The sequence below is a fragment of the Kitasatospora sp. NPDC002551 genome, assembly GCF_040296005.1.
GTDB lineage: Bacteria > Actinomycetota > Actinomycetes > Streptomycetales > Streptomycetaceae > Kitasatospora.
In genome coordinates, this window is record NZ_JBEOWI010000014.1 from 101,823 (window position 1) to 127,665 (window position 25,843).

Consider the following 25,843-nt stretch of genomic DNA (forward strand, 5'->3'; position numbering starts at 1 on the left):
AGCGATGGCCGAGTTCGACCGGGGTCCGGCGGACGCGTTCGCGGACCTGTTGGCCCGGGTGCCCGATCCGCCCGACGCGCAGGCGTTCTGGTCCGACTGGGGGCCGGTCTTCTACCGGGGCCGGCTGGACGGCTCGGCGCGGGTCCTGGTGGTCGCCTCCGACCCGGGGCCGACCGAGCGGATCGCCGGGCGCACCCTCGTCGGCGACGCCGGGCAGCGGGTGCAGGGGTTCCTCGGCAAGCTGGGCCTGACCCGGTCCTACGTCTGCCTCAACGCCTGGGCGTACGCGGTGCACCCCTCGCAGGCCGAGGAGATGAAGGAGCGGCTCGGCGACGCGGACCAACTCCACTGGCGCAACGAGGTGTTCGGCGCGGCGGTCGGCCCCGCCCTGCAGGCCGTCGTCGCGATGGGCTTCATGGCCCAGGAGGCGGTGCGGCTCTGGGACGGCCGGCCGCAACAGGCGGTGCTGGCCAAGGTGCCGCACCCGTCGAGCCACGACCCGGTGGCGCTGCTGAACGGCTGGCGCGCGGCCGTCACCACGCTGCGCGCCGTCGTCGACGCCGACGAGGACGGCGACAGGACCGGGCCCAACTACGGCGAGACCTTCGAGGAGGACGACTACCGCCCGATCCCCCGGCGCGATCTGCCGTTCGGCGTGCCGGCGTTCCTGGGGGACGACGCCTGGGTGCGCGCCGAGGGGACCGGGCCGCCGACCTCCGTGCGCCGGCCCGCCCCGGACGACGGGCACACCCTGCTCTGGAAGGCACCGGACTGATGGCCCTCGTCCTGCGCGGCACCGTCGTGACCTTCGACGCCGAGCACCGGGTCCTCGACCCCGGCGCGGTGTACGCCGGCGACGACGGCCGGCTGGCCGCGGTGCAGCCGGCCGGGCAGGCGCCGCCCCCCGGCTTCGCCGCCGCCCCGGTCGTCGACCTCACCGCCACCGGCGCGCTCGTCCTGCCCGGCCTGGTCGACCTGCACGGCCACCTGCAGTACCACACGCTGCCGCTCTGGGAGGCGGTCGGCGTGCCGTACCTGCACCACGACCGCTGGGTGGACGAGCGGGACGCACCCGACTACGCGACCACCGTCACCTGGCCCGCCAAGGTGCTCGGCCACGCCGCGCCCGGGGCGCTGCTGGCCTACATCGCGGTCAAGGCGCTGGTCGGCGGCACGACCTCGGTGCAGGGCGCGCCGCGCTCGACCCGCCCGCTGGGCGACGGGCTGGTGCGGATCGTCGACATCGAGAAGCTGCCGGCGGGGCGCGACATGGTGATGACCGCGGCGCTCCAGCAGGACGCCGAGGTGCTGCGCAACGAGACGGCGGACAAGCTCGACGGCAGCCGGGTGCTGATCTACCACGTCGCGGAGGGGCGGCGCGCCGCCGAGCCGGACCCGGCGAAGCCGGTGTCGCACGTCCACCGCGAGTTCGCCGACCTCGCGCCGTGCCTGAAGCCGGGGCTGGTCTGCGTCCACGGCACCGCGCTCACGGCCGCCGAGTTCGCCACCTGGCAGGGCGCCGTGACGGCCCTCGACCCGGCCGAGCGCGGCACCGTGGTGTGGTCGCCGTTCTCCAACCTCTGGCTCTACCGGGAGACGACGGACGTGGTCGCGGCCACCGCGCAGGGGCTGCGGATCGCGCTCGGCTCCGACTGGTCGCCGTCGGGGACCAAGCACGTGCTGGGCGAGCTGAAGGTGGCCGACGGCCTCAACCGCGACGAGCTGGGCGGCCACTTCGACGACCGGGCGCTGTGCGACCTGGTCACCGCCGACCCGGGCGACGCGCTGGCGACCGCCTGGGGGCCGCAGGTGGGGCGGCTGGCGGCCGGCAGCGCCGCCGACCTGCTGGTGCTGGACCGCCAGCAGCCCGGCAAGGACGTGTACCGCGCGCTCATCGACGCCACCGAGCGCCACATCCTGCTGGTGGTCACCCGCGGCCGGCCGCGCTACGGCACGCAGCCGCTGATGACCGCCGCCGGAGCGACGGCCACCAGTGCGATCCAGCCGGCGCCCGGGCTGCGCCGCCGGGTGGCGCTGGACGGAACGGGCGGGGCCGGACCGGACGGCGGCGTCCTGGACTGGCCCGCCGTCAAGCGGGCGCTGGACAAGGTCCACCAGGACCCGCGGGCCGCGTTCCGCGACGCCCAGGACGCGCTGGCCGCGTGGGGCGGATCGCTCGACGACCCCGACGCCCCGCTCGCCCTGTTCGGCGACATGCCCGAGGGCGAGGCGGCGGCCCTGGCCGGTACCGACGACATCCCGCCCGGCCTGGTCGTCCCGGAGCCGGACGCGCTGACCCACGACGCCGCCTTCCTCGCCGCCGTGGACCGCAGCGGCATCCCGGCGCTCCGGCACCTGAAGGACTGCTACCCGTGAGCCCCCGGGTCACCGCCCCGGCCCGCGCCCTGCCGGAGTCCACCGGACTCGACGCCTTCCTCGCGCAGGCCGCCGCCGACCCGCTGCCGCTCGCCGACCGCTACCGGCTGCTGGCCGCCGCCCGCGTCCTGGTCGAGGAGCTGTACGTCCACCTGCCGCTCAAGCGGGCGCGCTACGCCACCGACCCGGTCCAGCGCCTGCGCCTGCTGGAGCGGCGGGTGCCCGCCCTCAGCGAGCTCCAGTTCCACGGCGAACTGGCCGGTGTCTTCCGGGACCTGCGCGACCTGCACACCGTCTACCAGCTCCCCGCCCCGTACCGGGGACAGGTCGCCGTACTCGGCTTCCTGGTGGAGCGCTACCACGACGAGGACGGCGCGCCGCACTACCCGGTCTCCCGGATCGACGACGCGCTGAAGCACGGGGACTTCGACGCCGGCGTCGAACTGGAGCTGTGGAACGGCGTCCCGGTGGAGCGCGCCATCGAACGCGGCGCCGCCGCCCAGGTGGGCTGCAGCCCCGACGCCCGGCTCGCCCGGGGACTGGAGTCGCTGACGCTGCGCCCGCTGCGCACCGCTCCCCCGCCGGACGAGCGCTGGGTGCAGCTCACCTACCGCACCCCCGACGGGCGGCTGCGCGAGACCCGGGTGCCGTGGCGGGTGCGCCCCGCCGACCGGCACCGGGGGCGCGACCAGGACCCGGTGCCCACGCTCGGGACCCACCTCGGCATCGACGCCGGCAACGAGGCCACCCGCCAGGCCAAGCGCGCGCTGTTCGCCCCCGCCCCGGCCCGCCGCTCGGCGGCGCGGGCGCCCCGGGACGTCCTGGCGTTCCGCCGCACGCGCGGGCGCCGCCCGTACGGGTACCTGCGGGTCTACTCGTTCAACGTCACGAGCGCGCGGCGGTTCGCCGAGCAGGTGGCGGCGATCGCGGCGGGCGCACCGGCGGACGGCCTGATCGTCGACATCCGCGGCAACCCGGGCGGCAACATCCTGGCCGCCGAGGCCGCCCTGCGGGTGCTGAGCACCGGCCCCGTCGACCCGGTCCGCTTCGCGCTGCCGACCTCCCGCGCCGCGCTCGCCCTGGCCCGCGCCAACCCGGCCTTCCGCCCGTGGGCGCCCTCGATCCGCGACGCGGTGGAGAGCGGCGAGCCGTACTCCCAGGCCTTCCCGCTCACCGACCCGGACGCGGTCGCCGACGGCCTGCCGCGCTACCCGGGGCCGAAGGTGCTGATCGTCGACGCGCTCAGCTACTCGGCCGCCGACATCTTCGCCGCCGGGTTCGCGGACAACGGGCTCGGCCCCGTCCTCGGGACCGCCGGGACCACCGGCGCGGGCGGCGCCAACGTGTGGACGTACGAGCTGCTGGGCGTCTGGCTGCCGGACCTGCTGGGCCCGCTGCCGCGCGGGGCCGGGTTCCGGGTCGCGCTGCGCCGCGCCACCCGCGCCGGGGGCAACGCCGGCGTCCCCCTGGAGGACTTCGGCGTAACGGCCGACCCGCTGCACCGGCTGACCCGACGTGACGTCCTCGGCCACAACCGGGACCTGCTGGCGGCGGCCTCCGCACTGCTGTCCTGAGCAGCCGAGGTCCGACCGCCTCCGGCCCATCCTTCCCGTCGTTTCCCCTTTGCCTCCACGGCTGCCCGCAGCCCTGCTTCGGACCCCCTGAACATCCCTCCAGTGCGTCATAATTGACGTGACGTCAGCCCCCTTCCGCAGATCTGCCCAGAAGGGGTGGTTTAGCTCCTCGCACTCCGCTGATTCCGGGAATCCGCCACCAGGATGGACTCCGGCGCTTCGCCCGCGAAGCACCGCCCGTCCCCCTCCGATTCCCGGATCCCCGAAGCGAGGAACGATGAAGCTCCTGCGTGCCCTGTCGGTGGCGGCCTCGGCCGCCGTGCTGAGCACCCTCTCGCTGACCGGCCAGACGGCGCCGGCCTCCGCCGCCGACTCGTTCGTGGTCAGCGAGTCCCAGTTCAACCAGCTCTTCCCTGCCCGGAACTCCTTCTACACCTACCGCGGCCTGGTCGACGCGCTCGGCGCCTACCCGAAGTTCGCCGCCTCCGGTGATACCGCCACCCGCAAGCGCGAGGCGGCGGCCTTCCTCGCCAACGTCAGTCACGAGACCGGCGGGCTGAAGTTCGTCGTCGAGCAGAACACCGCCAACTACTCGCACTACTGCGACAGTTCACAGCCGTACGGCTGCCCGGCCGGCCAGTCCGCCTACTACGGACGCGGGCCGCTGCAGCTGAGCTGGAACTTCAACTACAAGGCGGCCGGCGACGCCCTCGGCATCGACCTGCTGCACGACCCGTACCAGGCGGAGAAGAACCCGGCGGTGTCCTGGAAGACCGCGCTCTGGTTCTGGAACACCCAGAGCGGCGCCGGCCGGATGACCCCGCACGACGCCATCGTCAACAACAAGGGCTTCGGCGAGACGATCCGCAGCATCAACGGCGCGCTGGAGTGCGACGGCAAGAACCCGGGCCAGCGCGACGACCGGATCAACCTCTTCAAGAAGTTCACCGCCACCCTGGGCACCGACGTCGGCGGCGGCAACCTCTCCTGCTGACCCGGTGACCGGGGCGGAAGGGGGGAGACGGCCGCACCGGCTCCTCCCCTCCGTCCACGGCTCCGCGCACGGCACGACCGGCCGTGTCAGCGGGAGGCGAACCAGTCCCACAGCTGGGTGGCGGCCACCGCGGCACCCGCCGAACACCGCACCGCACCGCAGCGGCTCGACCGCCGGCGGGGCGCCGCCGGTGACGGAGCCCGCCGACCGGCCGGCCCGTGGGCCGGCCGGTCGGCGGGCTCCCCGCGCCGCGAGGCACCCGGGAGTCATGACGGGGGCGGCCGGCGGGTGCGACCCCGGCCGTCTCATATCGGCGTGCGCGGTGCCGGGCCGGGCTCGCGCAGGGCGGCCAGCAGGTGGCCGAGGGCCGGCGAGCGCGGGCCGGCGGGGTGGGCGAGGACGGTGGGGACGGTGAGCGCGGCCAGCGGGCGGACGGCGGTGCGCGGCAGCCCGGGGAGGCCGTTGACCTCGTAGAACACGGTCCAGGACGGCTCGGGGGCGGTGCCGATCTCGGCGAGGGTCTCGCGCAGGGTGGTGAACGGTTCGCCGGGCGGCGGGTCGGCGGCTACGGCGCGGCAGGCCTCGGTGACGAGGGCGTGGAAGCCCGGGTTGCGGTCGCGGGGGGCCAGGCGCAGGGGCAGCCGGGCGAGCCGGGCGAGATCCGGCGAGGGCTCGGCGGCGAGCGGGTGGTCGGCGGGCAGCGCCACGTGGAGGGGGTCGCGCCAGACCGGGAGGCGGACGAGGCCGGGGGTGTCCGGGGCCGGGCGGAACAGCGCGGCGTCCAGGCGTCCCGAGCGCAGGGCGTCCAGCCGTTCGGCGGGCGGCGCCTGGCGCAGGCGCACCCGCAGGCCGGGGGCACGGGCGGCGAGGCGGGCGAGCGCGGCGTCCAGGCGGCCGTCGGGGGTCTGCACCACCCCGAGCCGCAGCACCCCGTCCGTCCCGTCCCGCAGCGCGGCGGCGCTGTCGCGGATCCGGTCGGCGGCGGCGAGGGCGGCGCGGGCCTGCGGGAGGAGGCGCTCGCCGGCGGTGGACAGCCGGGTGCCGCGGGTGGAGCGGTCGAACAGCGGCACCCCGAGTTCGCGCTCCAGCCGGCCGATCTGCGCGCTCACCGCGGACTGGACGATGACGAGGCGTTCGGCGGCCCGGCCGAAGCCGCCCTCCTCGGCCACCGCCACGAAGTACTGGAGCTGCCTGAGTTCCACCCCGCCCGCCTCCGGTCATCTCGATCGGCGATCACGGTGGTCTCCAACCGCCGCTGGCTCCCGATCCATCCCGCCGGTCGAATGGTGGCGTACGGCGGGAGCTCGGACGAAGAACGAAGGGAACGGCACATGACGGCGGAGCGGGCAGGGGCGATCGTGGTGCGGGCGGAGGACGCCGAGCGGGTGGAGCTGCCGGCGGGCGGGGCGTTCGGGCTGCTGGTGGACGGGGACGCCACGCGCGGCGCGCTCGGCGCCAACCGGCTGACGCTCGGCGTCGGCGCGAACGGGGCCCGGCCGCACCACCACGCGGTGTCCTGGGAGTTCTTCCAGGTGCTGGACGGGGCGGCGGAGTTCCTGCTGGGCGAGGAGCTGGTGACGGTGGCGGCGGGCGGGGCGGTCGCGGTGCCGCCGCTGCTGCCGCACGCCTTCGGGGCGGCGGCCGGGAGCACGGCGGACCTGCTGGTGGTCGCGGCGCCGGGGGTGCGGCGCTTCGGGTACTTCCGCGCGCTCGGGGACGTGACCCGGGGGCGGCTGCCGTTCGAGGACCTGCGGGCCCGGCAGGAGGAGTACGACGTGTACTTCGGCGCGAGTGCCGTGTGGGAGGCGGCGCGCGGTTGACGGACGGACGGTCCGTCGGCGTCCGATCGGCGGATTCACGGCCGGGCGGCGCCGGTTTCCGGGTGCGCCGGCGCGGCCCGGGGCGGGGGGCCGCCAGCAGCGGGAACGCCCGCGCGCCGGCGGGCGCGCCCGGCACGGCGCAGTCGAACGGATCGGCATTCCCGTGAACGACGGGAAATGGCAGCGGAGTTGGATGGTGTGCGATCTCCGCGTGGAAAGCCGCCGGGGCGCCGTCGCGCCAGGTGATCGGGCCGACACCTTCCGCAGTCACTCGGATCACAGGAGAGCGCCCGGACAGCGCCGGTCCCGTTCACATGTCAACCACACCTCCTTGAAGCGACATCCTCAACAACCATTGTGGCTCCGCAGGCTCGGCGGGTAGAGTCCCGGTCCGCCGAGCACCGAACACGTGCTCGCACGGCATTCTTTGGGGCGGGCATGACAAATAACCGCAACATCAACGGGGCCACTTCCGACGTGATTGACGCGTTCACGGAAACCGTGCGCCGATATCCCGGGCGACCGGCGATCGTCCACCACGGAAAGGACCTCAGTTATCGCCAACTGCACGAAATGGCAGGCCATTTGGCCGAGCGAATCGGCACCGCGCCGGGCGTGGTGGCGGTTCCGGCGGTGCACACCCCGGACACCGTCGTCGGGCTGCTCGGCATCCTCGCCGCCGGCGGCACCTACTGCCCGGTCGACCCGGCGTTCCCGCCGCAGCGGCAGCAGGAGATGCTCACGGCGGCCGGCTGCCGCACCACCCTCGGCCTGGACCCCGAACTCCGCCCGGCCCCGGCCGGGTTACCGCGATTAGCGGAGACCGCCCGAGGCGGCGCGGGGGAACCCGGACCGCAGCCGCCGGCCTATCTGCTCTTCACGTCGGGTTCGACCGGGCAGCCGAAACCCGTCGTCACACCGAGGCGGGCGATCTCCGCCACCGTCGACTCGCTGCGCACCCTGTTCGGCCTCACCGCCGGGGACCGCGTGCTCCAGTTCGCCTCGCTGAACTGGGACACCTGCTTCGAGGAGATCCTGCCGGCGCTCACCACCGGCGCCGCGCTCGTCCTCGACCGCGAGGCGCACAGCGGATCGTTCCCGCGCTTCCTGCGACTGGTCGAGCGCGAGCGGATCACCGTGCTCGACCTGCCCACCGCCTTCTGGCACGAACTGGTCCTCCACCTGGCCGAGGAGGGCGGCGCACTGCCCGGCTGCGTCCGGCTGCTGGTGATCGGCGGCGAGGCCGCCAACCCGGCCCGGCTCGCCGACTGGGCCGCCCTCGACACCGGGCGGATCCGGCTGCTCAACACCTACGGGTCCACCGAGACCACGCTGATCACCCATGCCGTCGACCTGCACGGCCCGCTGGCCGCCGGCCGCGACCGGCCCTGGGCGCCCGGCGACCGGGTACCGATCGGCCGGGCCCTGCCCCACGTGCTCGAACGGATCGACGAACGCGGCGAGTTGCTGATCGGCGGACCCGCGGTGGCGCTCGGCTACCTCGGCCTGCCGGAGGCCACCGCGGCCCGCTTCACCGAGGACGCCGAGGGCGTGCGCTGGTTCCGCACCGGCGACCGGGTGAGCCGCGCACCGGACGGCGCGCTCACCCACCAGGGCCGCATGGACGGCGAGTTGAAGGTGCGCGGGATCCGGGTCGACCCGGCCGAGGTGGAGGCGCACCTCGGCGGCCACCCGGGCGTGCAGGCCGCGGCGGTGACGGGGGCGAGCCTCGCCGGCCGCTCCGCGCTGGTCGCCTACCTGGTCCCGCGCGCCGGGGCGGACACCGCGACCCTGGCCGCCGAGGTCCGCGGGTACCTGCGGGACCGGCTGCCCGGCCACCTCGTGCCCAGCCGGATCACCGTCGTGCCCGAGCTGGTGCTCACCGCGAGCGGCAAGGTCGACCGGGCCGCCTCGCACCGCCGCCACGGCGCCGCCGCACCGGCCCCGGCGCGCTCGTAGCCCCCCTGCAGACCTCCCCCCTGCCCGCGCGCCCGGACCCGGGCCCGCGCGAACGAACGGTCCCCCTCACCCGGTGCCGCCCCGGCGCACCGCACACCCGACGGTCCTAGGAGAGCCTCGTTGAGCAGCGTAGACACCACCCCCGCCGACACGGAGGGCGTGGCGGCGATCTTCCGCCGCGTCCTGGAGACGGACGACGTCGCGGCGGACTCGGACTTCTTCCTCCTGGGCGGCGACTCCCTCATCGCCACCCGCGTGCTGAGCGCGGTCGCCCGCGCCTACCGCGTCGAGCTGTCCTTCGAGGACTTCGTGCTCGCGCCGACCCCGGCCGGCCTCGCCGAGCTGATCGCGAGCGCCGGATGAGCGGCGGCAGAGCGCGCTCCGCCGTCGTCGTCGGCGCCGGGCCGGCGGGGCTGACCGCCGCCGAGGGGCTGGCGGCCCGCGGCGTCGGGGTCACCGTGCTGGAGGCCCGCGAGCGGGTCGGCGGACGGACCCACGGGATCGAGGTCGCCCCCGGCGCCTGGATCGACGCGGGCGCCGCCTACCTCGGTGCCCGGCACACCGAACTCCTGACCCTCATCAAAGAGTTGGGCCTCCACACCAGCCCCACCACGATGCTCGGCGCGAGCCGCTTCGCGCTCGGCGGCGGCGAGGACAGCGCGCACGCCACCCGGGACGGCCGGTTCCCGCCGCTCAACGCGGTGGCGCTCGGCGAGCTCTTCGACCACCTCGCCGACCTGACCGCCGTCGTCCGGCCGGAGGCGCCCTGGCTCACCCCGGACGCCGAGCGGCTGGACACCCTCACCGCCGCCGAGTGGGCCGGGCAGTACCTCACCCACCCGGACGCCCGACTGTTCTTCCCGCTCTTCCTGGGCGAGATGATGGCCGCCGACCCGGCCGACGTCTCCGTCCTGCACATGGCCTTCTACCTGCGCTCGGGCGGCGGCCTGCGCTACCTCAACGCCTTCGAGGGCGGCGCCCAGCAGGACCGGGTCGCGGGCGGCGCGCACCTGCTCTGCGAGCGGCTCGCCGCCCGGGTGGACGGGCGGCCGCACGGCGCCGTGCGGCTCGGCGAGGCGGTGCGGGCCGTCGCCCAGGACGCCGACGGGGTCACCGTGCACACCGAGCGCGGCGCCGCGTACCGGGCCGACGTCGCGGTGGTGGCGCTGCCGCCGCTGCTCGCCGACACCCTCGACCTGGGACCCGAGCCGCCGGCCCGCCGGGCGGGCGAGCGCACCGGGCGCGGCTGCGCCGTCAAGGTGAACCTGGTCTACCCGTCGCCGCTCTGGCGCGAGCACGGGCTCTCCGGGTGGTCGGTCAACGCGGAGGGCCCGCTGCTCTCCACGGTGGACGACTCGCCGGCCGGCTCGGAGGCCGGCGTGCTGACCGGCTTCGTCACCGGCGCCGAGGCGCACCGCTACGCCGCACTTGGGCCGCGTGAGCAGCGCGCGGCCGCGGTCGCGCAGGCCGCCCGGCTGTTCCCGATGCTGCCCGAGCCGGTCGGCTTCCATGTCACCGACTGGGTCAACGAGCCCTACAGCAAGGGCTGTTACGCCGCACTCTTCGGGCCGGGCGACTGGCTGCGACTCGGCCCGACGCTGACCGCGCCGCACGGCCGGGTGCACTGGGCCGGCACCGAGACCAGCACGGAGTTCTTCGGCCTGCTGGAGGGCGCGATCCGCTCCGGCCACCGGGTCGTCGCGGAGATCCTCGACGGCGGGGTCTGATCCACCGTCCGGTCCACCGCCCCGGGCACCAGCACCACCCGGCACCGCTTCCCCCTTCGCCCGTGCTCCCGTTCCACAAGAACCGCGGGCCACCCCCCTCTCAGGAGACGCCATGAGCGACCCGAGTTCCTCCCCGAGCACCACCGCGCCCGGCCCGGTCGCGCCGCTCGCCGCCCGCGAGCGGCTGATGGCCGAACCCGGCCTCGGCGCCGGCAACTTCCTCGACCACGCGATCGCCGTGAACCCGAACCGCGCGGTCCCCTTCGCCTACAGCCACCACACCGACCACCGCGGCGCCGTCGTGCTGCGCGGCCACAGCCTGCTCGACCTGGCCGCGCTGCGCGACCGCTACGCCGCCTGGTACCACGCCAACGGCGTGCGCCCCGGCGAGCCGGTCGCCGTGGTGATCGCCGAGGGCCTGGAGCCGCTGCTGCACTTCCTCGCGCTCACCGCGCTGGGCGCCGTCCCGGCCCTGGTCAACGACGCGATGCGGCACGACGTGATGGTCCGCTACCTCAACCACGTCGGCGTGGTCGGCGTGGTGGCCGACGACACCACCCGGCTCGCCGCCGCCTACCGCCAGGACCCGCAGCGCCGGCCCCGCTTCCTCGCGCTCGCCGCCGAGGTGCAGGCCTTCGACGCGGACGCCTCCGGCGGCCTGCCCGCCGCGTACCCCTACCGGCACGCGCCGGACGACGTGGTCGCGCTGATCCACTCCTCCGGGACCACCGGCACGCCCAAGTCCACCATGCTGGCGCACCGCCAGTTCTGGGACGGCAAGCAGCCCCGCATGGTCCGCTTCCCGGCCGAGCCGTACGACCGGCTGATGTCGCTGATGCCGCACACCCACGCCGGCGGCCTCAGCTACTTCCTCACCGCGACCCTGCTCGGCCTGCCGACCGTGGTGATGGCCGACTGGCGCCGCTCGGTGGTCGAGCCGGTGATGGAGGCCTTCCGGCCGACCATGGTCGCCTCCTTCCCGCGCACCTTCGTCGAACTCGCCACCGGGGACCTGCCGGTGAAGGGCGCCGCCAAGGTGCACTCCTGGTTCAACACCGGCGACAGCGCGCACTACGGGCACATCCGCCGGCTGGTGCGGCTCGGCGAGCGCCCGGCCGGACTGATCCGGCCCTGGCTGCTGCCGCAGGAGCGGGCCGACCAACCCGCCCTGCCCGGTTCGCAGTTCGTCGACGGCCTGGGCTCCTCCGAGATGGGCATGGCCCTGTTCGGCCAGGTCACCACGCCGGAGACGGTCCGCGACGACCGCTGCGTCGGCAAGCCGCTGGAGGTGGTGCGCCGGGCCGCCGTGCTGGACCAGGACGGCACTGAGGTGCCGGACGGCACGGTCGGGCTGCTGGCGGTCGACTCGCCCTCGCGCACCCCGGGCTACTGGAACAACGAGCGGCTGACCGCGAGCTTCGAGCTGGCCGGGTACTGGCTGACCGGGGACGTCGCCCGGCGCGACGCCGAGGGCCGGTTCTACCACCTGGACCGCACGGTGGACGTCATCGACACCGCGGCCGGCCCGGTCTACAGCCTGCCGATCGAGGAGGTGCTGCTCGCGGACTGCGCCGAGTTGGTCCGGGACTGCTCGGTGGTCGGCGTGCCCGGCGCCGCCGGCGAGGTTCAACGGCCCATCGCCGTCGTCCAGGTGCAGCAGGAGGCGGCGCAGGCCACCGAGGACGACGTCCTGGAGGCCGCCAACAAGGCGCTCGCGGAGACGGGACTGGCCGCGCTCGCCGCCGTCCGGATCGCCCGCACACCGGAGGAGTTCCCGCTCGGGCCCACCGGCAAGGTGCTCAAGCGCGAACTGCGCACCCGCTTCGCCACCCTCTTCACCGGCCAGTAGCCCCGGGATGGCCGACCACCCCGCGACCCAGGCGCCCCCCGCGCCGCCGCAGCCCTACCAGTACGTCCGCACGCCGCTGGTGGAGCCGGACTGGCGCCGGCTGCCCGGCTGGCGCGACGTGACCGGGGCGCAGTGGCGCGACGCCCAGTGGCAGCGCGCCCACTGCGTCAAGAACACCCGCCAACTGCGCGCCGTAGTCGGCGAGTTGCTGACACCCGAGGTCTACGAGCAGCTCGACGCCGACCAGGCGCGGTTCGCGACCATGCCGCTCCTGGTGCCGCCGCAGCTGCTCAACACCATCGCCGCGCAGGCCCCGACCACCCCCGAGGCGTACACCGCGGCCTTCCTGGCCGACCCGGTCCGCCGCTACATGCTGCCGGTGCACGCCGACCGGCTGCCGCAGTGGCCCAGCCACCCCAAGGCCGAGCGCGACTCGCTGCACGAGGCCGAGATGTGGGTGGTCGAGGGCCTCACCCACCGCTACCCCACCAAGGTGCTGGCCGAACTGGTCTCCACCTGCCCGCAGTACTGCGGGCACTGCACCCGGATGGACCTGGTCGGCACCTCCACCCCGCAGGTCGCCAAGACCCGGCTGGTGCTGCGGCCGGAGCACCGCCAGGAGCAGATGCTCGACTACCTCAAGCGCACCCCCGCCGTGCGCGACGTGGTGGTCTCCGGCGGGGACCTCGCCAACGTGCCCTGGCCGCAGCTGGAGTCCTTCCTGCGCCGGCTGCTGGAGCTGGAGTCGGTGCGCGACATCCGGCTCGCCAGCAAGGCGGTGGTCGGGCTGCCGCAGCACTGGCTGCAGCCGCGGGTCCTGGAGGGCGTGCACCGGGTGGCGACGCTCGCCGCCGGCCGGGCCGTCAACCTCGCCGTGCACACCCACGCCAACCACGTCCGCTCGGTGACCCCGCTGGTCGCCGAGGCCGCCCGGGCGCTGCTCGACGCGGGCGTGCGGGACGTGCGCAACCAGGGCGTGCTGATGCGACGGGTCAACGACACCCCCGAGGACCTGCTGGACCTCTGCTTCGCCCTCCAGGGCGAGGCGAACATCCTGCCGTACTACTTCTACCTCTGCGACATGATCCCCAACGCCGAGCACTGGCGGACCAGCCTGCACCAGGCGCAGCGCCTCCAGGAGGCGATCATGGGCTATCTGCCCGGCTACGCCACCCCGCGCCTGGTCTGCGACGTGCCGAGGCTCGGCAAGCGCTGGGTGCACCAGGTGGTGGCGTACGACCGCGAACGCGGCATCTCGTACTGGACGAAGAACTACCGCACCGGGCCGGAGGCCCGCGAGGCCGGCTCCGCCCCGGCCGGGCACGACGCGCTCGACCGCCTCCACCCCTACTACGACCCGGTGGACACCCTCCCCGACGCCGGCCGCCGCTGGTGGGCCGAGCGGGCCGGGCAGCCCGCACCCCAGGAAGGAGCAGCACGGTGAACCCCGCCGCCCCGCAGCACCCCGGTCCCGCCGCGCCCGATCCCGGCCCGCTGCGCCGGATGTGCTGGATCTTCCCCGACCGCGAGTCCACCCGGATGACCGCGACCTGGCGCCACTTCTTCTGGGACCTCTACGCCGAGGTGGCCGAGGAGCTGGGCCTCACCTGGTGCCGGCACGCTCCGGAGGCGGTCACCGTGGACGCCACCGACCCGGCCCGCCCGCTGGTGTACGTCGACGGGGAGCCGGTGACCCCGCAGGACACCCTGTTCATCACCGCGCTGTACTCGCTGCCGTACCAGTCGATGGACGTGTTCAACCAGTACGCGCTGTACGCGGTGCTGGAGCAGGCCGGCTTCTACCTGCCCTTCCCCCCGCACATCTCGCTGATCGGCAACGACAAGCTGGCCACCGTCCTGCACCTGGCCGACTCGCCGGTGCCGCCGATCCCGTCGATCCGCATCGGCACCGGCCGGGACATCGCCAAGCACCGGTACGAGGTGGCGCTCGACGGTCTGACCTACCCGGCGATCGTCAAGCCGGCCGGCTGGTGCGGCGGTGGCGGGATCAACCTGGCGCGCGGACCGGAGGACATCCGGGGCCTGGCCAGCCTCGCCCAGGGCGGGGACACCACGCTGGTCGCCCAGCCCTACCTCGGCGACGGCACCGTGGACTACCGCGTCTACGTGATCGACGGCGAGCCGTACGCGGCGCTGCGGCGGGTGCCCGAGCCCGGCTCGCCGGTGGCCAACGCCAGCCGCGGCGGGACCATGGACTTCCCGCCCGTGCCGCCCGAACTGGCCGAGGCCACCGCGTACTTCGCGAAGAAGCTGGCGATCCCGTTCTTCTGCGTGGACTTCCTCCACGACGGCGAGCGGTACTGGTTCTCGGAGCTGGAGCCGGACGGCGTGATCGCCCCGGACTTCGACGACCCGGGGCGCGTCCTGCAACGCGACATCACCCGGGCCCGGTTCACCGCCTACCGCAACGCCCACGCCACCTGGCTCGCCGGTGGCACCCCGCAGCCCACCACCCCCCGATCGGAAGACCGATGACCGACGCCTTCTCCCTGCCGCCCGACGCGGCCGAGGCCCGACTCGCCGTCGCCACGGCGACCTTGGAGCGGCTGCGCACGGTGCCCGCGCTCGCCGGGCACTACACCGCCCACCCCGGCGCCGTCGGCACCCTCGACGCGCTGGCCGCGCTGCCGCCGCTGCTCAAGGACGACCTGAACGCCGCCCTCGCCCACCTGGAGCCGCGCTCCGACACCGCCGCCACCTGGCTGTTCCAGAGCGGCGGCTCCACCGGCGCGCCCAAGGTCGGCTACGCGCCCACCGGCTTCTACATGGCCGGCGTGCACGCCCACTGGCAGGCCCTGGAGCGCGAGGACGTGTTCGCCAACGCCTGGGGCGCGGGCCGGATGTGGGGCGCGCACTTCCTGGCCGCCGCGCTGGCCGACCGGGCCGGCTGCCGGGTGATCGCGCTCGGCTCGATCACCCGGGAGGAGTACCCGGACTGGCTGGCCTTCCTCGCCGACCGGGGCGTGACCGCGATCGGCGGCACCCCGAGCGTGCTGCGGCTGTGGTTCGCGCACGCCCGCGCCGCCGGGATCGAGCTGCCGGCCCTGCGCAAGGTGCTCTGGCTCGGCGAGGCCTGGCAGCCCCAGCTGGAGGAGGACCTCGCGGCCGTCGCGCCGCGGGCCCGCCGCTGGGGCATGTTCGGCTCCACCGAGACCTGGGTGGTCGCCACCAACACGCCCGACTGCCCCGCCGACACCTTCCACCCGCTGCCCGAGCAGCTGGTGCACGCGGGCCCGGACGGGCTGCTGGACTTCACCACCCTGAACCCGGAGATGCTCAACCCGGTGCTGCGCTACCGCACCGGCGACGCGGGCGAGCTGACCTCCTGCCCGTGCGGGCGGCCGGGCCGGGCGATGCGGGTGCTGGGGCGGCGCGACAACGTCGTCCAGGTGCGCGGCCTCGGGCTGCACGTGGACGAGCTGGTCGCCCGGGCGGAGGGCGCGCCCGGAGTCTCCCGGGCGCAGGTGGTGATCACCGAGGACGGCGGCCGGGCCACCGGCGTGGACGTGCTGCTGCTGGCCGACCCGGGCGCCGGGGTGGACACGGCGGCGCTGCGCGCCGGGCTGCTGGCCGACACCTTCACGCTGAGCACCGCCTTCCAGCACGACCCGGAGCACGTCACGGTCCGGGTCACGGACGCGCTGGTCGGCAACGACCGCACCGGCAAGACGGCCTCCTTCGTGGTCCGCGAGGCCGGGGTCCGCGAGGGCGTGGTCCGCGAGGCCTCTGTCGCTTCGCAGGCGCCCGGGGAGGCCTCGTGAAGCTGCGGCGGCCGGAGGACCTGGGCCGCGGCTTCAACCTGTTCTGGAGCGGCCAGACCATCAGCGTGGTCGGCGACCGGATCACCGTTTTCGTCGTCCCCACCCTGATGATCTTCGTCCTGCACGCCTCCGCCCTCCAGGTCGGCGTGGTGGCGATGGCCCAGTACCTCGGCATCCCGCTGCTCGGCCCGGTCGCCGGGGTGCTGGTCGACCGCTGGGACAAGCGCCGCACGATGCTCGTCTGCGACCTGCTGCGGCTGGCCGCCGTCCTGGTGATCCCGCTCGCCTACTGGCTGGACTTCCTCTCCACCGCGCTGCTGTTCGGCTGCGTGGCGGTGATCAGCGGCGCGACCATCTTCTTCAACGTCGGCTACCTGATCGCCGTCCCGGCCGTGGTCCCCGAGGACCGGATGGTGCGCGCCTACTCCCGGCTGGAGGGCAGCAACTCGGTCTCCGAGGTGGCCGGCCCCTCGATCGCCGCCGGCCTGTACAGCGCGCTCGGGGTGGGCGCGCTGGTGGTGGACGCGGCCAGCTACCTGGTGTCCGCCGCCTGCTTCCGCGCCATGCCGCCGTGGGGCGAGCGGACCGTCGTCGAGGGCACCGTGTGGGAGCGGCTGACGGCGGGCTTCCGGATGAACTGGGCCGACCCGGTGCTGCGCCGGGTGGTACTGGCGGCCGTCGTCCTCAACTCCGGCGGGCCGGTCTTCGTCACCGTGCTGCCGGTGCTCGCCTACCGGGGCCTCGGCGTGTCGGTCGGCGTGCTGGGCGCGGCCATGTCGGTCGGCGCGGTGGGCGCGCTGATCGGGGCCGTGGTCGCGCCCCGGATCAGCGGGCGCCTCGGCCTGGGCCGGACGCTGGCCTGGTCGCTGCTGCTGCACTGCCTGGTCGGCCTGGGCGTGCTGGCCGCGCCCGCGCTGCCCGCCGGGCCGGTGATCGCGGTGACCATGGGCTGCTACGGCTTCTTCATGTCCTGCATCAACGTGTGCAGCGCGCCCACCCGGCAGTCGCGGATGTCCGCCGAGCACCAGGGCGTGATGCACGCGGCGTTCCGCACCGTCACCTGGGGCGTGATCCCGCTCGCCGCGCTGGTCGGCGGCTTGGCCGTCACCGCGCTCACCGGGCCGCTGGGCATCCGGGACGCCGCGCGCTGGGTGATGGCCGGCGGCACGCTGCTGGCGGCCTGCTCCTTCCTGCCCGCGCTCGGCATCCAGCCCCGGCTGGACGCCGCCGCCCGCGAGCCGAAGGCCCAACCATCGGACACCGCACCGGAGTTGTCGGAGAGCGCGTCATGACGGCAAAGGACGTGCTGCTGATCACCGGCTGCTCCTCCGGCATCGGCCTGGCCACCGCGGTGGCCGCCGCCCGCGCCGGGTTCACCACCGTGGCCACCCTGCGCGACCCGGCCCGCGCCGACGCCCTGCTGAAGGCCGCCGAGCTGGCCGGGGTCACCCTGGACGTCCGCCGGCTGGACGTCACCGACCCGGCGTCCGTCGCCGCCTGCGTCGACGGCGTGGCCGCGACGTACGGGCGGCTGGACGCGGTGGTCAACAACGCCGGCGTCTCCAACTTCGACCCCACGCTGGAGATGTCCACCGACGCCGCGCTGCGGGCGAACCTGGAGGTGAACTTCTTCGGCGTGATCGCCGTCAGCCGCGCCGCCCTGCCGCTGCTGCGCGCCGCCGGCGGCCGGCTGGTCACCCTCGGCAGCGTGCACGGGGTGGTCGGCCAGCCGTTCAACGAGGCCTACTGCGCCGCCAAGTTCGCCGTCGAGGGCTTCATGGAGAGCCTCGCCCCGGTGGCCGCCGCGCACGGCGTACGGGTCTCCGTGGTCGTCCCCGGCTTCGTGCCCGACACGGCGTTCGGCGTCTTCCCGGACATCGACCGCCGCACCATCGCGGCCGCCTCCGGCCCGTACGCGCCGACCTTCGCCGACTACCTGGCCTGGGTCGGCGGCCAGGGCTGGGAGGCCGCCGGCCAGCCGGCCGCCGGGGTCGCCGAGGTGGTGGTGCGCACGCTGCGCGCCGAGCGGCCCGCCTTCCGCGTGCCCACCAACGCCTGGGCCGCCGGCCACCTGGCGCACAAGCTCGCCGACCCGGACGGCTCGGCCGTCCAGGCCCTCGCCCGCACCTGGATCGGCCGCGCCGACCAAACGAACTGATCACCCGTCAGGAGCCCCCGCATGCCCGCCAAACCCCTTGCCGAGCTGGTCGACTTCGCCCGCCGCAACTCGCCCTTCTACGCCGAGCTGTACCGGGACCTGCCGGCGCGCGTCGAGCACCTCGCCCAGCTGCCGCTGATCGAGCAGACCGCCTTCTGGGCCGCCAACTCCTGGCCGGACAACCGCCTGCTCACCGGCCCGCTGCTGGACGCCGGTGTCTACAAGACCGGCGGCACCACCGGCGTCCCCAAGTTCTCCCCGTGGACGCGCACCGAGCACGCCGACTCGGTCACCGCCTTCGGCGCGGGCCTGGTCCAGGCCGGCCTCAAGCCCGGCCACCGGGTCGCCAACCTGTTCTGGGCCGGCGAACTCTACGGCGGTTTCCTCTACATCGAGAACGCCCTGCACCACGCGCCGGTCGACAACGTCCGGCTGCCCGTCGGCGCCGCGCCCGACCCGTACGTGGCCGACCTGATCCACGACTTCGGTGTGGACGTGCTGGCCGGGGAGCCGATGAAGCTCAGCTCCGTCGCCGAGCACCTCGTCAAGCAGGGCCGGCCCGCCGAGCGGATCGAACTGCTGCTGTTCGGCGGGGACCTGCTCTTCGCCGACCTGCGGCCGATCCTCGCCCGGGCGTTCCCCAACGCGGCCGTCTCCTCGATCGGCTACGCCTCGGTGGACGCCGGTCTGGTCGGCGCGCCGGTGCCCGGCGACGACGTCCGGGTGCACGAGGCCTTCCCGAACCGCACCGTGGTGGAGCTGGTCGACGACGTGACCGGCGAGCCGGTCACCGGGCCCGGGGTGCCCGGCCGGGTGGTGGTCACCAACCTGTTCCGCACCCTGATGCCGATCCTGCGCTACCCGACCGGCGACCGCGCCGAGTGGGTCGACGTGGAGCGCGGGCGGTTCAGGCTGGTCGGCCGCTCCACCGAGGGCGCCCGGGTCGGCACGGTGGCGATGCCGACCGAGGAGATCCGCGCCGTCCTGCTGGCCCACGACCCGGACCGGGTCATCTCCGGGATGCAGCTGGTGCAGCGGCGCTGGGAGGGCAAGGACGGGCTGATCCTGCGCCTGGGCTTCACCGAGGAGCCGCCGGCCGGCCTGGCCGAGCAGCTGGTCGAGGCGGTGTACAAGGCGCGTCCGCTCTACCCGGACGACGTGGCGGCCGGGGTGATCCACGACCTGGTGGTGGAGTGGGTGCCGCGCGCGGAGCTGGTCACCAACCCGCGCACCGGCAAGCTCCAGCAGGTCGTCGACGAGCGCCCGCCGGCCTGACACCCGCCCGGGCGGGGGGCTTCGCGGCCCCCTGCCCGGATGTCAGCGCGCGTGCGGCGTTCCGGCCAGCATCACGCTCTGGCCGCGGAATTCCGCGATCACCTTTTCCGCCGCATTCCGCACCGTCACGTCGTAAACACCGGTCCGCCCGGAACGCGTGCGTTCCACCGCCTCGGCCGTCAGTTCCTCCCCCACCGCGGCCGGCGCCAGGAAGGTCACCTGCGCGGCCTGGGCGACCGTCACCGGGCCGTAGCTGTTGCAGGCGTAGGAGAACGCCGCGTCGGCGAGCAGGAAGAGAAAGCCGCCGTGGGCGATGCCGTGCCCGTTCACCATGTGCGGGCCGACCGTCATCCGCATCACGGCCCGCCCGGTGGACACCTCGTCGAGCGCGATGCCCAGGCCCTGGCACGTCCGGTCGCGCTCGTACAGCGCGGCCATCCGGGAACTCGGCACGGCGGCCTCCGCCGAATCGGCGGAATCCGTGACGGCCGCGGTGTCCACGCTCATGACGCCCTGCTTTCCCCGGGAACAGCCCGAAACGTTCGGTGTGCCGTGCGTGCGTATTGCACCCGCATTACACCGAGGCCCGCGACGGGCTGTCAACGGTCAACAGGCGTGAACGGAAAGTCCGTCCGGGGAACTCAGAGCAGCCGCTTGATGTCCCCGCGGGCACGGTAGAACGAGCCGCTGCCGGACTCCAGCACCTCCGCCACCAGGTACCGCGCGCCCGCGACCCGGATGTCCTTCGGGAACTGCACCCGGCGCATCGGGTCGTAGCCCGGCGAGACCACCCGCACCCGCAGCCGGGTGCCGTCCTGCACGCACTCGACCTCGATGCCGCCCGCCGCGCCCGCCGAGCCGACCGTCACCGACTCGATCGCGGTACCGGCCACCGCCGCCGTCCAGCCGCTGCCGTCCACCTCGGCGGCCTGCGGCAGCCGGCCCTCCTCGGCCGCCCGCACCGCCGCCTCGCTCGCGTCCAGGCAGACCAGCGAGCCGTCCGTGGTCACCAGGTAGAGCCGGCCGTCGCGGTACTGCATGCTGTACGCCGAGCCGCAGCCGGTCCCGAGCTTCCACAGCCGGGTGCCGTCCGCCGCGAAGCAGTACACCGAGGAGTGGTTGTCGCCCGCGAACACGTAGCGGCCGTCGGGCGAGGCCGCGCAGGAGAACACCGAGGCGTCGCAGCGGTAGCGGGCCACCTCGGAGCCGTCCGCCTTGCGCAGCCGGTGCACCGAGCCGCGCGAGGTGCCGGCGAACACCTCGTCCCGCTCCTGCCAGCCGAACAGCACCGCGCCGTCGGTGGCGGTGTGCCAGACCGGGGCGCCGCCGCGCGCGGCGTACCGGGCCACTCCGCGCGAGTGGCCGTGGTAGACGCCGTCGCTGTCGCAGCGCACCATCCAGCCCTGGTTGCCCTCGGCCGAGCGGCGCCACTGGAACTCGTCCTCGTGGTCGACGGTGGTGATCCCGCCGCGCGCGTCGGCCACGCCGAGCACGCCGTCGTGGATGTCCAGCCAGTAGATGTCGACGTCCTCGGCTATCTCGTACGCCACCCGCGGCACCTTGCCGCCCAGGTCGTACACCTTGCCGTCGTCGCACCCGGCGTAGATCCACCAGTCGTCGGCGACGATGCACTTGACGCCGTCCGGCAGGCCGTAGCGGCCGGTCACCTCACCGTCGTGGGTGAGCGTGTAGACGTCGCCGCGCTCGTTGCCGACCCAGGCGTGCTCCTCGCCGACGAAGATGCCGAACGCCGCCGCGCCGGAGCGGAAGCGCCACAGCACCGGCGCCTGGCGGGCCGTCGAACGGCTGCTGACGATCGCCCGGCGGGTCACCGCCCGGCGCTGGCGCACCCCGCGCACCGCCGGGGCGTAGCCCTTGCGGACCTTCTCGCCGATCTTCTTGGCCGCGGCCGACGCGGCCTTCTCCGCCGAGGGGTAGCCGGTGGTCCTGGTCTGACCGCTCTCACCGATCCGCCCGTAGGTGATGGTGACGTCCGCCCCGCTGACCAGGACCTCGTAGAACTTGTGCGCGCTGCCGCTGTCCTCGGACAGCTCCAGGTAGGTCGACTGCGCGTCGGTGGCGGTGGCTGACATGGCGTGGGCCCCTTCCGGGCACGGCGTGACGGGGGTGCGAGGCGCGGCGGGCGCGGAGCCCGGCGACACCTCAGAACCTAGCCGCCCGCACCGACAACGGGCCGACCGGGCGCGGGGTCTGCCCGAACGGACCTTCCGTTCCCGCCGGCCGCTCTGGGAGCATCGTCCGCTATCCGGTCACCAGGCACCGGGATCGGGCCTGCCCGCGCCGGGGAGCGCGGGCCACGGGGGCGGGGAGCGGAACGGATGCAGGACCTCGCGCCACCGCCCGCGTCCGGGCCGCGCACCGGACACCGGCCGGCCCGGTGGGTGCGCACCAGGCTGCGGGCCGCGCCCTGGACGGCGCTGCTGAACGCCGTACTGGCGTTCGCGGTCGTGCTGCTCGCCACCGGCCTGCCCCGCGGCATCGACCGCGCCGAGGACGCCGCCCTGCGCGACTTCCTGCGCGACCGCGGCATCGACGCCACCAGTCTGGTCACCCACGCCGCGCTCCGCCCGGGTGACGGCTCCGCCGACCTGGACGCCGTGGCCGGGCGGCTGCTGGCCCACACCGGCGGGGAGTTCCGCGTCTCGGCGGGCGGACCGGTCTACGGGGTGCGCGGCAGCCAGGTGCGGACCCTCACCGACCCGCAGCTGTCCCGGCCCGACGACGTGCCGCCGAACCTGGCCCTGCGCCACCTCGCCGGGCTCGCCGAGCACGCCGCCCTCGTCGACGGCCGGTGGCCCGCCCCCGTCCCCGCCGACCGGCCGCTGCAGATCGTGGTGTCGCAGGCCGGCGCCGAGAAGCTCAACCTCCGGATCGGCGACGTGCTCACCGAGGAGCCCGACCCCCGGTTCCGGCTGGGCCCGACCCCGGGGACCGAGGTGGTCGGCACCTTCCGCCCCCTCGACGAGGCCGACCCGTACTGGACGGACATCGCCTGCCTCACCCGGCCCTGCCTCAAGATCCCGGACACCTTCGAGCGGAAGCGCCGGTGGGAGGCCACCGGTCTGACCAGCGGCGACGACCTGGACCGCCTGCTCACCTGGGCGGGTGGCGGCCAGCTCTACTGGCGGCTGCCGATCGACCCGGACTCGCTGCGCGCCGACCGGCTGCCCGCGGCCGGTCGCGAGCTGGCGAGCTACCTGACCGGCCCCACCGCCGCCCGGATCACCACCGAGACCGGCCGCCCCGACCTGCGCACCTTCTCCACGCTGCCCGAGCTGTTCGCCCTGGCCACCGCCCGCCGGGACGCCGCCGCGCCGCCGGCCGCGCTCGGCCCGGCCGGGCTCGCCGGCGTCGTCGTGGTCGTGCTGTGCCTGGCCGCCGCGCTGGCCGCCGACCGGCGCGGCCCCGAACTCCTGCTGCTCCAGGCCCGCGGCGGCTCCCGCCGGGGCGTGCTGCGGCGGCTGCTCGGCGAGGGCGCCGCACTCGTACTGCCCGGCGCCGCGCTCGGGACGCTGCTCGCCCTCCTGCTGCTGCCCACCCCGCGCTGGGGCGCCGCCCTGCTCGCCGGGGTGACGGCCACCGGGTTCGCTCTGCTCGCCTTCCCTGCCCGCGCGCTGTTGCTGCTCGGCCCGCGCGCCCGCGCGCGGGGAGGCGCGCGCGACGGTGGCGCGCGCCGGGTCGACGCACGCCGGGTGGTCGGCGAACTCGCCGTGCTCGCCGTCACCGCCGCCGCCGTGGTCGAGGTCCGCCGGCGCGGCGCCGCCCCGCCCGGCGCCGGCCTCGACCCGCTGCTGATCACCGCCCCGCTGCTGATCGCCCTCACCACCGGCCTGCTGCTCGCCCGGCTCCAGCCACCGCTGGTCGGCGCCCTCGCCCGGGCGGTCGGCCGGCGGCGCGGCGCGGCCGGCTTCCTCGGACTCGCCGGCGCCGCGCGCGGCAGCGGCGGCCGCCCGCGCCCCTCCACCCTGCCGATGCTCGCGCTGCTGCTCGCCGTCACCACGGCCGGGTTCGGCGCCGACGTGCTCGACGCCGTCGACACCGGCCGCGCCCGCGAGTCCCGGTACGCCACCGGCGGCGACGTCATGGTCAGCGCCCCCAAGGGCTACGGCCTGGCACCGTCCTTCGTCGAGGCGGCCGGCCCGCTGCCCGGCGTCAGGGCCGCCACCGCCATCACCCTGCTGACCGACGCGGCCGTCCTGCGCCCCGGCCAACCCCACCTCACCATCAGCCTGGTGGTCGCCGACCCGCCGGCCTACGCGGAGATCTCCCGCTCCCTCGGCCGCGGCGCCTTCGACCCGGCGCGGCTCGCCGCCCCCGACGGCCCGCGGTGGCCGGACGGGCGCGAGGACCCCGTCCCCGCCCTCTACTCCCGCGGACTCCTCGACCTGCTCGGCGGCCACGCCGGGGCGGAGCGGATCTACCTCACCAGCACCGGCGAACTGCGCGCCCAGTACGCGGGCACCGTCGGCGCCACCCCCGCGCTGCGCGACTCCACCCACCCGTTCATCGTCCTCCCGGCCGGCCCGGCCACCGCCCGGCTGCCCGAACTCCGCAACCACGGCTACTGGTTCGCCGTCGGCGACATCGACGAGGCGGCCGTCCGGCGGCTGGTGCACGACCTGCCGGTGCACCCGCTGATCGCCGACACCGCCCGGCTGAGCGGCGTCCCCTACGTCGGACCGAGCCCCGAGTCCGTCCCGGACGGCTACCTGGTGAAGACCGCCGCCGGCCTGACCGCCTCGCTCGCCGACGACCCCCTCCAGCGCGCCGCCAACCGGGTGTTCTGGGCCACCACCGCCGGCGCCGGCGCGTTCGCGCTGCTCGCCGCCCTGCTCACCCTGCTGCGCGCCGCCCCGGACCGGGCCGCCGTCCTCGCCCGCCTGCGCACCATGGGCCTGCGCCCGCGCCAGGGCCTGGCGCTGATCCTGGTCGAGACCCTGCCGCAGACCCTCCTCGCGGCGGCCGGCGGCGCGCTCGCCTCGCTCGCCGCCGTCCTCCTGCTCGGCCCGGCCCTCGACCTGTCCGCCCTGCTCGGCACCCGGGTTCCGCCCGGCCTCCCGCTGCGCCCCGCCGCCGTCCTGCCCCCGGCCCTCGCCCTCACCGCCCTGGTCGCGGCCGGCGTCCTCGGCGAGGCCCTGCTGACCGGCCGCCGCCAGATCACCACCGACCTACGGGTGGGCGACGCGCCCTGAGCGCCCGGCAGCTCAGCCGCCCACCGAGGCCAGATACGCGCCGGTCAGCTCCGGCGTGGCGAGCCAGGCGGCGTGGTCGGCGGGCTCGGCATAGGTGTTGGCGAGACGCCGGGCCACCTCCTCGTGCTCCGCGGCGGCCGCGAACACCGCCTGGAGGTGGTCCGGCATCGTCAGCAGCGCCGCCGTCAACGCCACGCCGTGGCGGGCGTGCCGCTCCCAGAACTCCTCGAAGACCCCGGTCATCCACTCCGCGGTGAACGGGCCGTCCCCGCGGTCGACGACCGCCCGCAGGTACGCCTCCGCCGCCCGGGCCGCGCTGTTCGCGCCCTGACCGGTGATCGGATCATTGACCACCACCGCGTCCCCGATCCCCAATACCGCGATCCCGCCGCCGAGTTCGGCCACCGGTCGGCGCACCACCGGCGTGAGCGCGCCGTACAGCGACCCACCGGCGTCGGTGGGCTCGGCCCCGGCCCACAGCTCCGCCTCCCAGGGCAGGTAGGCGCCCATCAACTCCCGCATCCGCTTCAGCTGTTCATCTCCCCCCGGCCGATCACCGAAGCAGTCGAACGCACTGCCCGGCACCGCCTCCCAGAGCAGGATGTCGCACCGCCCCGACAGCGTCAGCGCCGGCTGGAGGTACAACTCCCCCACCCCGGGCACCGCGTGCATCCGCGCCCGCGGCCCGGCCGCCGGATCGGGCGCCCCCACCCCGTGCGCGTACAGCGCCGCCAGCCGCCGCTGCGGCGCGTCGAACGGCGAACGGGCGGCGTCGCGTTCGAAGATCCCGGCCAGCTCGCCGCGCCCCGCCGCGACCACCGTCAGCTCGTGCGCCGCCGCCAGCTCCCGCAGCCCGGCCAGGTCCAGCTCCCGGTACTCCACCCGCCCGCCGCGCTCCTCCACCAGCTCCAGCCAGCGCGCCATCTTCAGCCGCTGGTCCACCGACTGCGCCGGCTCGTCCAGCGTCATGGTGAACTCCAGCGCCCGCACCCCGGGTTCGGGCACCAGCACGGCATCCACCGACCGCACCCCGGGCGCCTCCCGCTCCCACAGGTCCAGCCCCGCCGCCCGCTCCACCCGCAACGCCGGCCCGAACATCGCCTGCGTCGACATCAC

20 protein-coding genes are annotated in these 25,843 nt (G+C 75.3%); 16 read left to right on the plus strand and 4 right to left on the minus strand.

The window, feature by feature from the left end; genetic code table 11:
* The first annotated feature begins 4 nt into the window (after positions 1–4).
* The 4 genes from ABT093_RS15385 (at position 5) to ABT093_RS15400 (ending at position 4,944) form a co-directional block, all read left to right on the plus strand.
* Complete coding sequence (locus tag ABT093_RS15385; RefSeq protein WP_350564369.1) at positions 5–775, plus strand: uracil-DNA glycosylase family protein; 771 nt, start codon at positions 5–7, stop codon at positions 773–775.
* Complete coding sequence (locus tag ABT093_RS15390) at positions 775–2,376, plus strand: amidohydrolase family protein (protein WP_350564371.1); 1,602 nt, start codon at positions 775–777, stop codon at positions 2,374–2,376. Before ABT093_RS15385 ends, ABT093_RS15390 begins: the two co-directional genes overlap by 1 nt.
* Positions 2,373–3,950 (plus strand): S41 family peptidase, encoded by a 1,578-nt coding sequence (locus tag ABT093_RS15395; protein ID WP_350564373.1) that lies wholly within the window; start codon positions 2,373–2,375, stop codon positions 3,948–3,950. Before ABT093_RS15390 ends, ABT093_RS15395 begins: the two co-directional genes overlap by 4 nt.
* 277 nt (positions 3,951–4,227) lie before the next feature.
* Positions 4,228–4,944, plus strand: coding sequence for a chitinase (locus ABT093_RS15400; RefSeq protein ID WP_350564375.1), 717 nt, complete (start codon positions 4,228–4,230; stop codon positions 4,942–4,944).
* A gap of 305 nt (positions 4,945–5,249) precedes the next feature.
* Here the strand turns inward: ABT093_RS15400 and ABT093_RS15405 are convergent, their stop codons facing one another.
* Positions 5,250–6,146 (minus strand): LysR family transcriptional regulator, encoded by an 897-nt coding sequence (locus ABT093_RS15405; RefSeq protein ID WP_350564376.1) that lies wholly within the window; start codon positions 6,144–6,146, stop codon positions 5,250–5,252.
* Between the two features lie 129 nt (positions 6,147–6,275).
* Here ABT093_RS15405 and ABT093_RS15410 point away from each other — a divergent pair, with 129 nt between their 5' ends.
* The 11 genes from ABT093_RS15410 to ABT093_RS15460 all read left to right on the plus strand — a co-directional run bounded on the left by ABT093_RS15410 (position 6,276) and on the right by ABT093_RS15460 (position 19,514).
* Positions 6,276–6,764 carry a cupin domain-containing protein gene (locus ABT093_RS15410; RefSeq protein WP_350564378.1) on the plus strand — a complete coding sequence of 163 codons (489 nt, stop codon included), beginning with the start codon at positions 6,276–6,278 and terminating at the stop codon, positions 6,762–6,764.
* Between the two features lie 438 nt (positions 6,765–7,202).
* Positions 7,203–8,723 (plus strand): amino acid adenylation domain-containing protein, encoded by a 1,521-nt coding sequence (locus tag ABT093_RS15415; protein WP_350564380.1) that lies wholly within the window; start codon positions 7,203–7,205, stop codon positions 8,721–8,723.
* Between the two features lie 120 nt (positions 8,724–8,843).
* Positions 8,844–9,086 (plus strand): phosphopantetheine-binding protein, encoded by a 243-nt coding sequence (locus tag ABT093_RS15420; protein ID WP_350564382.1) that lies wholly within the window; start codon positions 8,844–8,846, stop codon positions 9,084–9,086.
* Positions 9,083–10,450, plus strand: a complete 1,368-nt coding sequence (locus ABT093_RS15425) for a flavin monoamine oxidase family protein (protein ID WP_350564383.1) — start codon at positions 9,083–9,085, stop codon at positions 10,448–10,450. Before ABT093_RS15420 ends, ABT093_RS15425 begins: the two co-directional genes overlap by 4 nt.
* Before the next feature lie 112 nt (positions 10,451–10,562).
* Entirely contained in the window at positions 10,563–12,299 is a 1,737-nt protein-coding gene (locus ABT093_RS15430) for a class I adenylate-forming enzyme family protein (RefSeq protein ID WP_350564385.1), read from the plus strand.
* Positions 12,300–12,306: 7 nt separating this feature from the next.
* The gene (locus ABT093_RS15435; RefSeq protein WP_350564387.1) at positions 12,307–13,743 is read left to right on the plus strand and encodes a KamA family radical SAM protein; all 1,437 of its coding nucleotides are present in this window, start codon (positions 12,307–12,309) and stop codon (positions 13,741–13,743) included.
* On the plus strand, positions 13,740–14,795 hold the full coding sequence (locus ABT093_RS15440; protein WP_350564388.1) for an ATP-grasp domain-containing protein: 1,056 nt from the start codon (positions 13,740–13,742) through the stop codon (positions 14,793–14,795). Before ABT093_RS15435 ends, ABT093_RS15440 begins: the two co-directional genes overlap by 4 nt.
* Positions 14,792–16,081: a phenylacetate--CoA ligase family protein gene (locus tag ABT093_RS15445; RefSeq protein WP_350564390.1), complete on the plus strand. Its 1,290-nt coding sequence runs from the start codon at positions 14,792–14,794 to the stop codon at positions 16,079–16,081. Before ABT093_RS15440 ends, ABT093_RS15445 begins: the two co-directional genes overlap by 4 nt.
* Entirely contained in the window at positions 16,078–17,373 is a 1,296-nt protein-coding gene (locus ABT093_RS15450; RefSeq protein ID WP_350564392.1) for an MFS transporter, read from the plus strand. Before ABT093_RS15445 ends, ABT093_RS15450 begins: the two co-directional genes overlap by 4 nt.
* Complete coding sequence (locus tag ABT093_RS15455; protein WP_350564393.1) at positions 17,370–18,239, plus strand: SDR family NAD(P)-dependent oxidoreductase; 870 nt, start codon at positions 17,370–17,372, stop codon at positions 18,237–18,239. Before ABT093_RS15450 ends, ABT093_RS15455 begins: the two co-directional genes overlap by 4 nt.
* Positions 18,240–18,260: 21 nt before the next feature.
* Positions 18,261–19,514: a phenylacetate--CoA ligase family protein gene (locus ABT093_RS15460; protein WP_350564395.1), complete on the plus strand. Its 1,254-nt coding sequence runs from the start codon at positions 18,261–18,263 to the stop codon at positions 19,512–19,514.
* Positions 19,515–19,556: 42 nt separating this feature from the next.
* Here the strand turns inward: ABT093_RS15460 and paaI are convergent, their stop codons facing one another.
* Both paaI and ABT093_RS15470 read right to left on the minus strand, forming a co-directional pair.
* A complete protein-coding gene (paaI, locus tag ABT093_RS15465) occupies positions 19,557–20,021 on the minus strand; it encodes a hydroxyphenylacetyl-CoA thioesterase PaaI (protein WP_502884228.1) in 465 nt (154 codons plus the stop codon).
* 134 nt (positions 20,022–20,155) lie between these two features.
* Positions 20,156–21,607, minus strand: a complete 1,452-nt coding sequence (locus ABT093_RS15470) for a WGR domain-containing protein (RefSeq protein ID WP_350564396.1) — start codon at positions 21,605–21,607, stop codon at positions 20,156–20,158.
* A 246-nt stretch (positions 21,608–21,853) separates the two neighbouring features.
* Here ABT093_RS15470 and ABT093_RS15475 point away from each other — a divergent pair, with 246 nt between their 5' ends.
* Complete coding sequence (locus ABT093_RS15475) at positions 21,854–24,727, plus strand: thioesterase domain-containing protein (protein ID WP_350564398.1); 2,874 nt, start codon at positions 21,854–21,856, stop codon at positions 24,725–24,727.
* Positions 24,728–24,739: 12 nt separating this feature from the next.
* On the opposite strand, the gene ABT093_RS15480 is transcribed toward ABT093_RS15475, so the two are convergent.
* Complete coding sequence (locus ABT093_RS15480) at positions 24,740–25,840, minus strand: styrene monooxygenase/indole monooxygenase family protein (protein WP_350564400.1); 1,101 nt, start codon at positions 25,838–25,840, stop codon at positions 24,740–24,742.
* Positions 25,841–25,843: the final 3 nt, after the last annotated feature.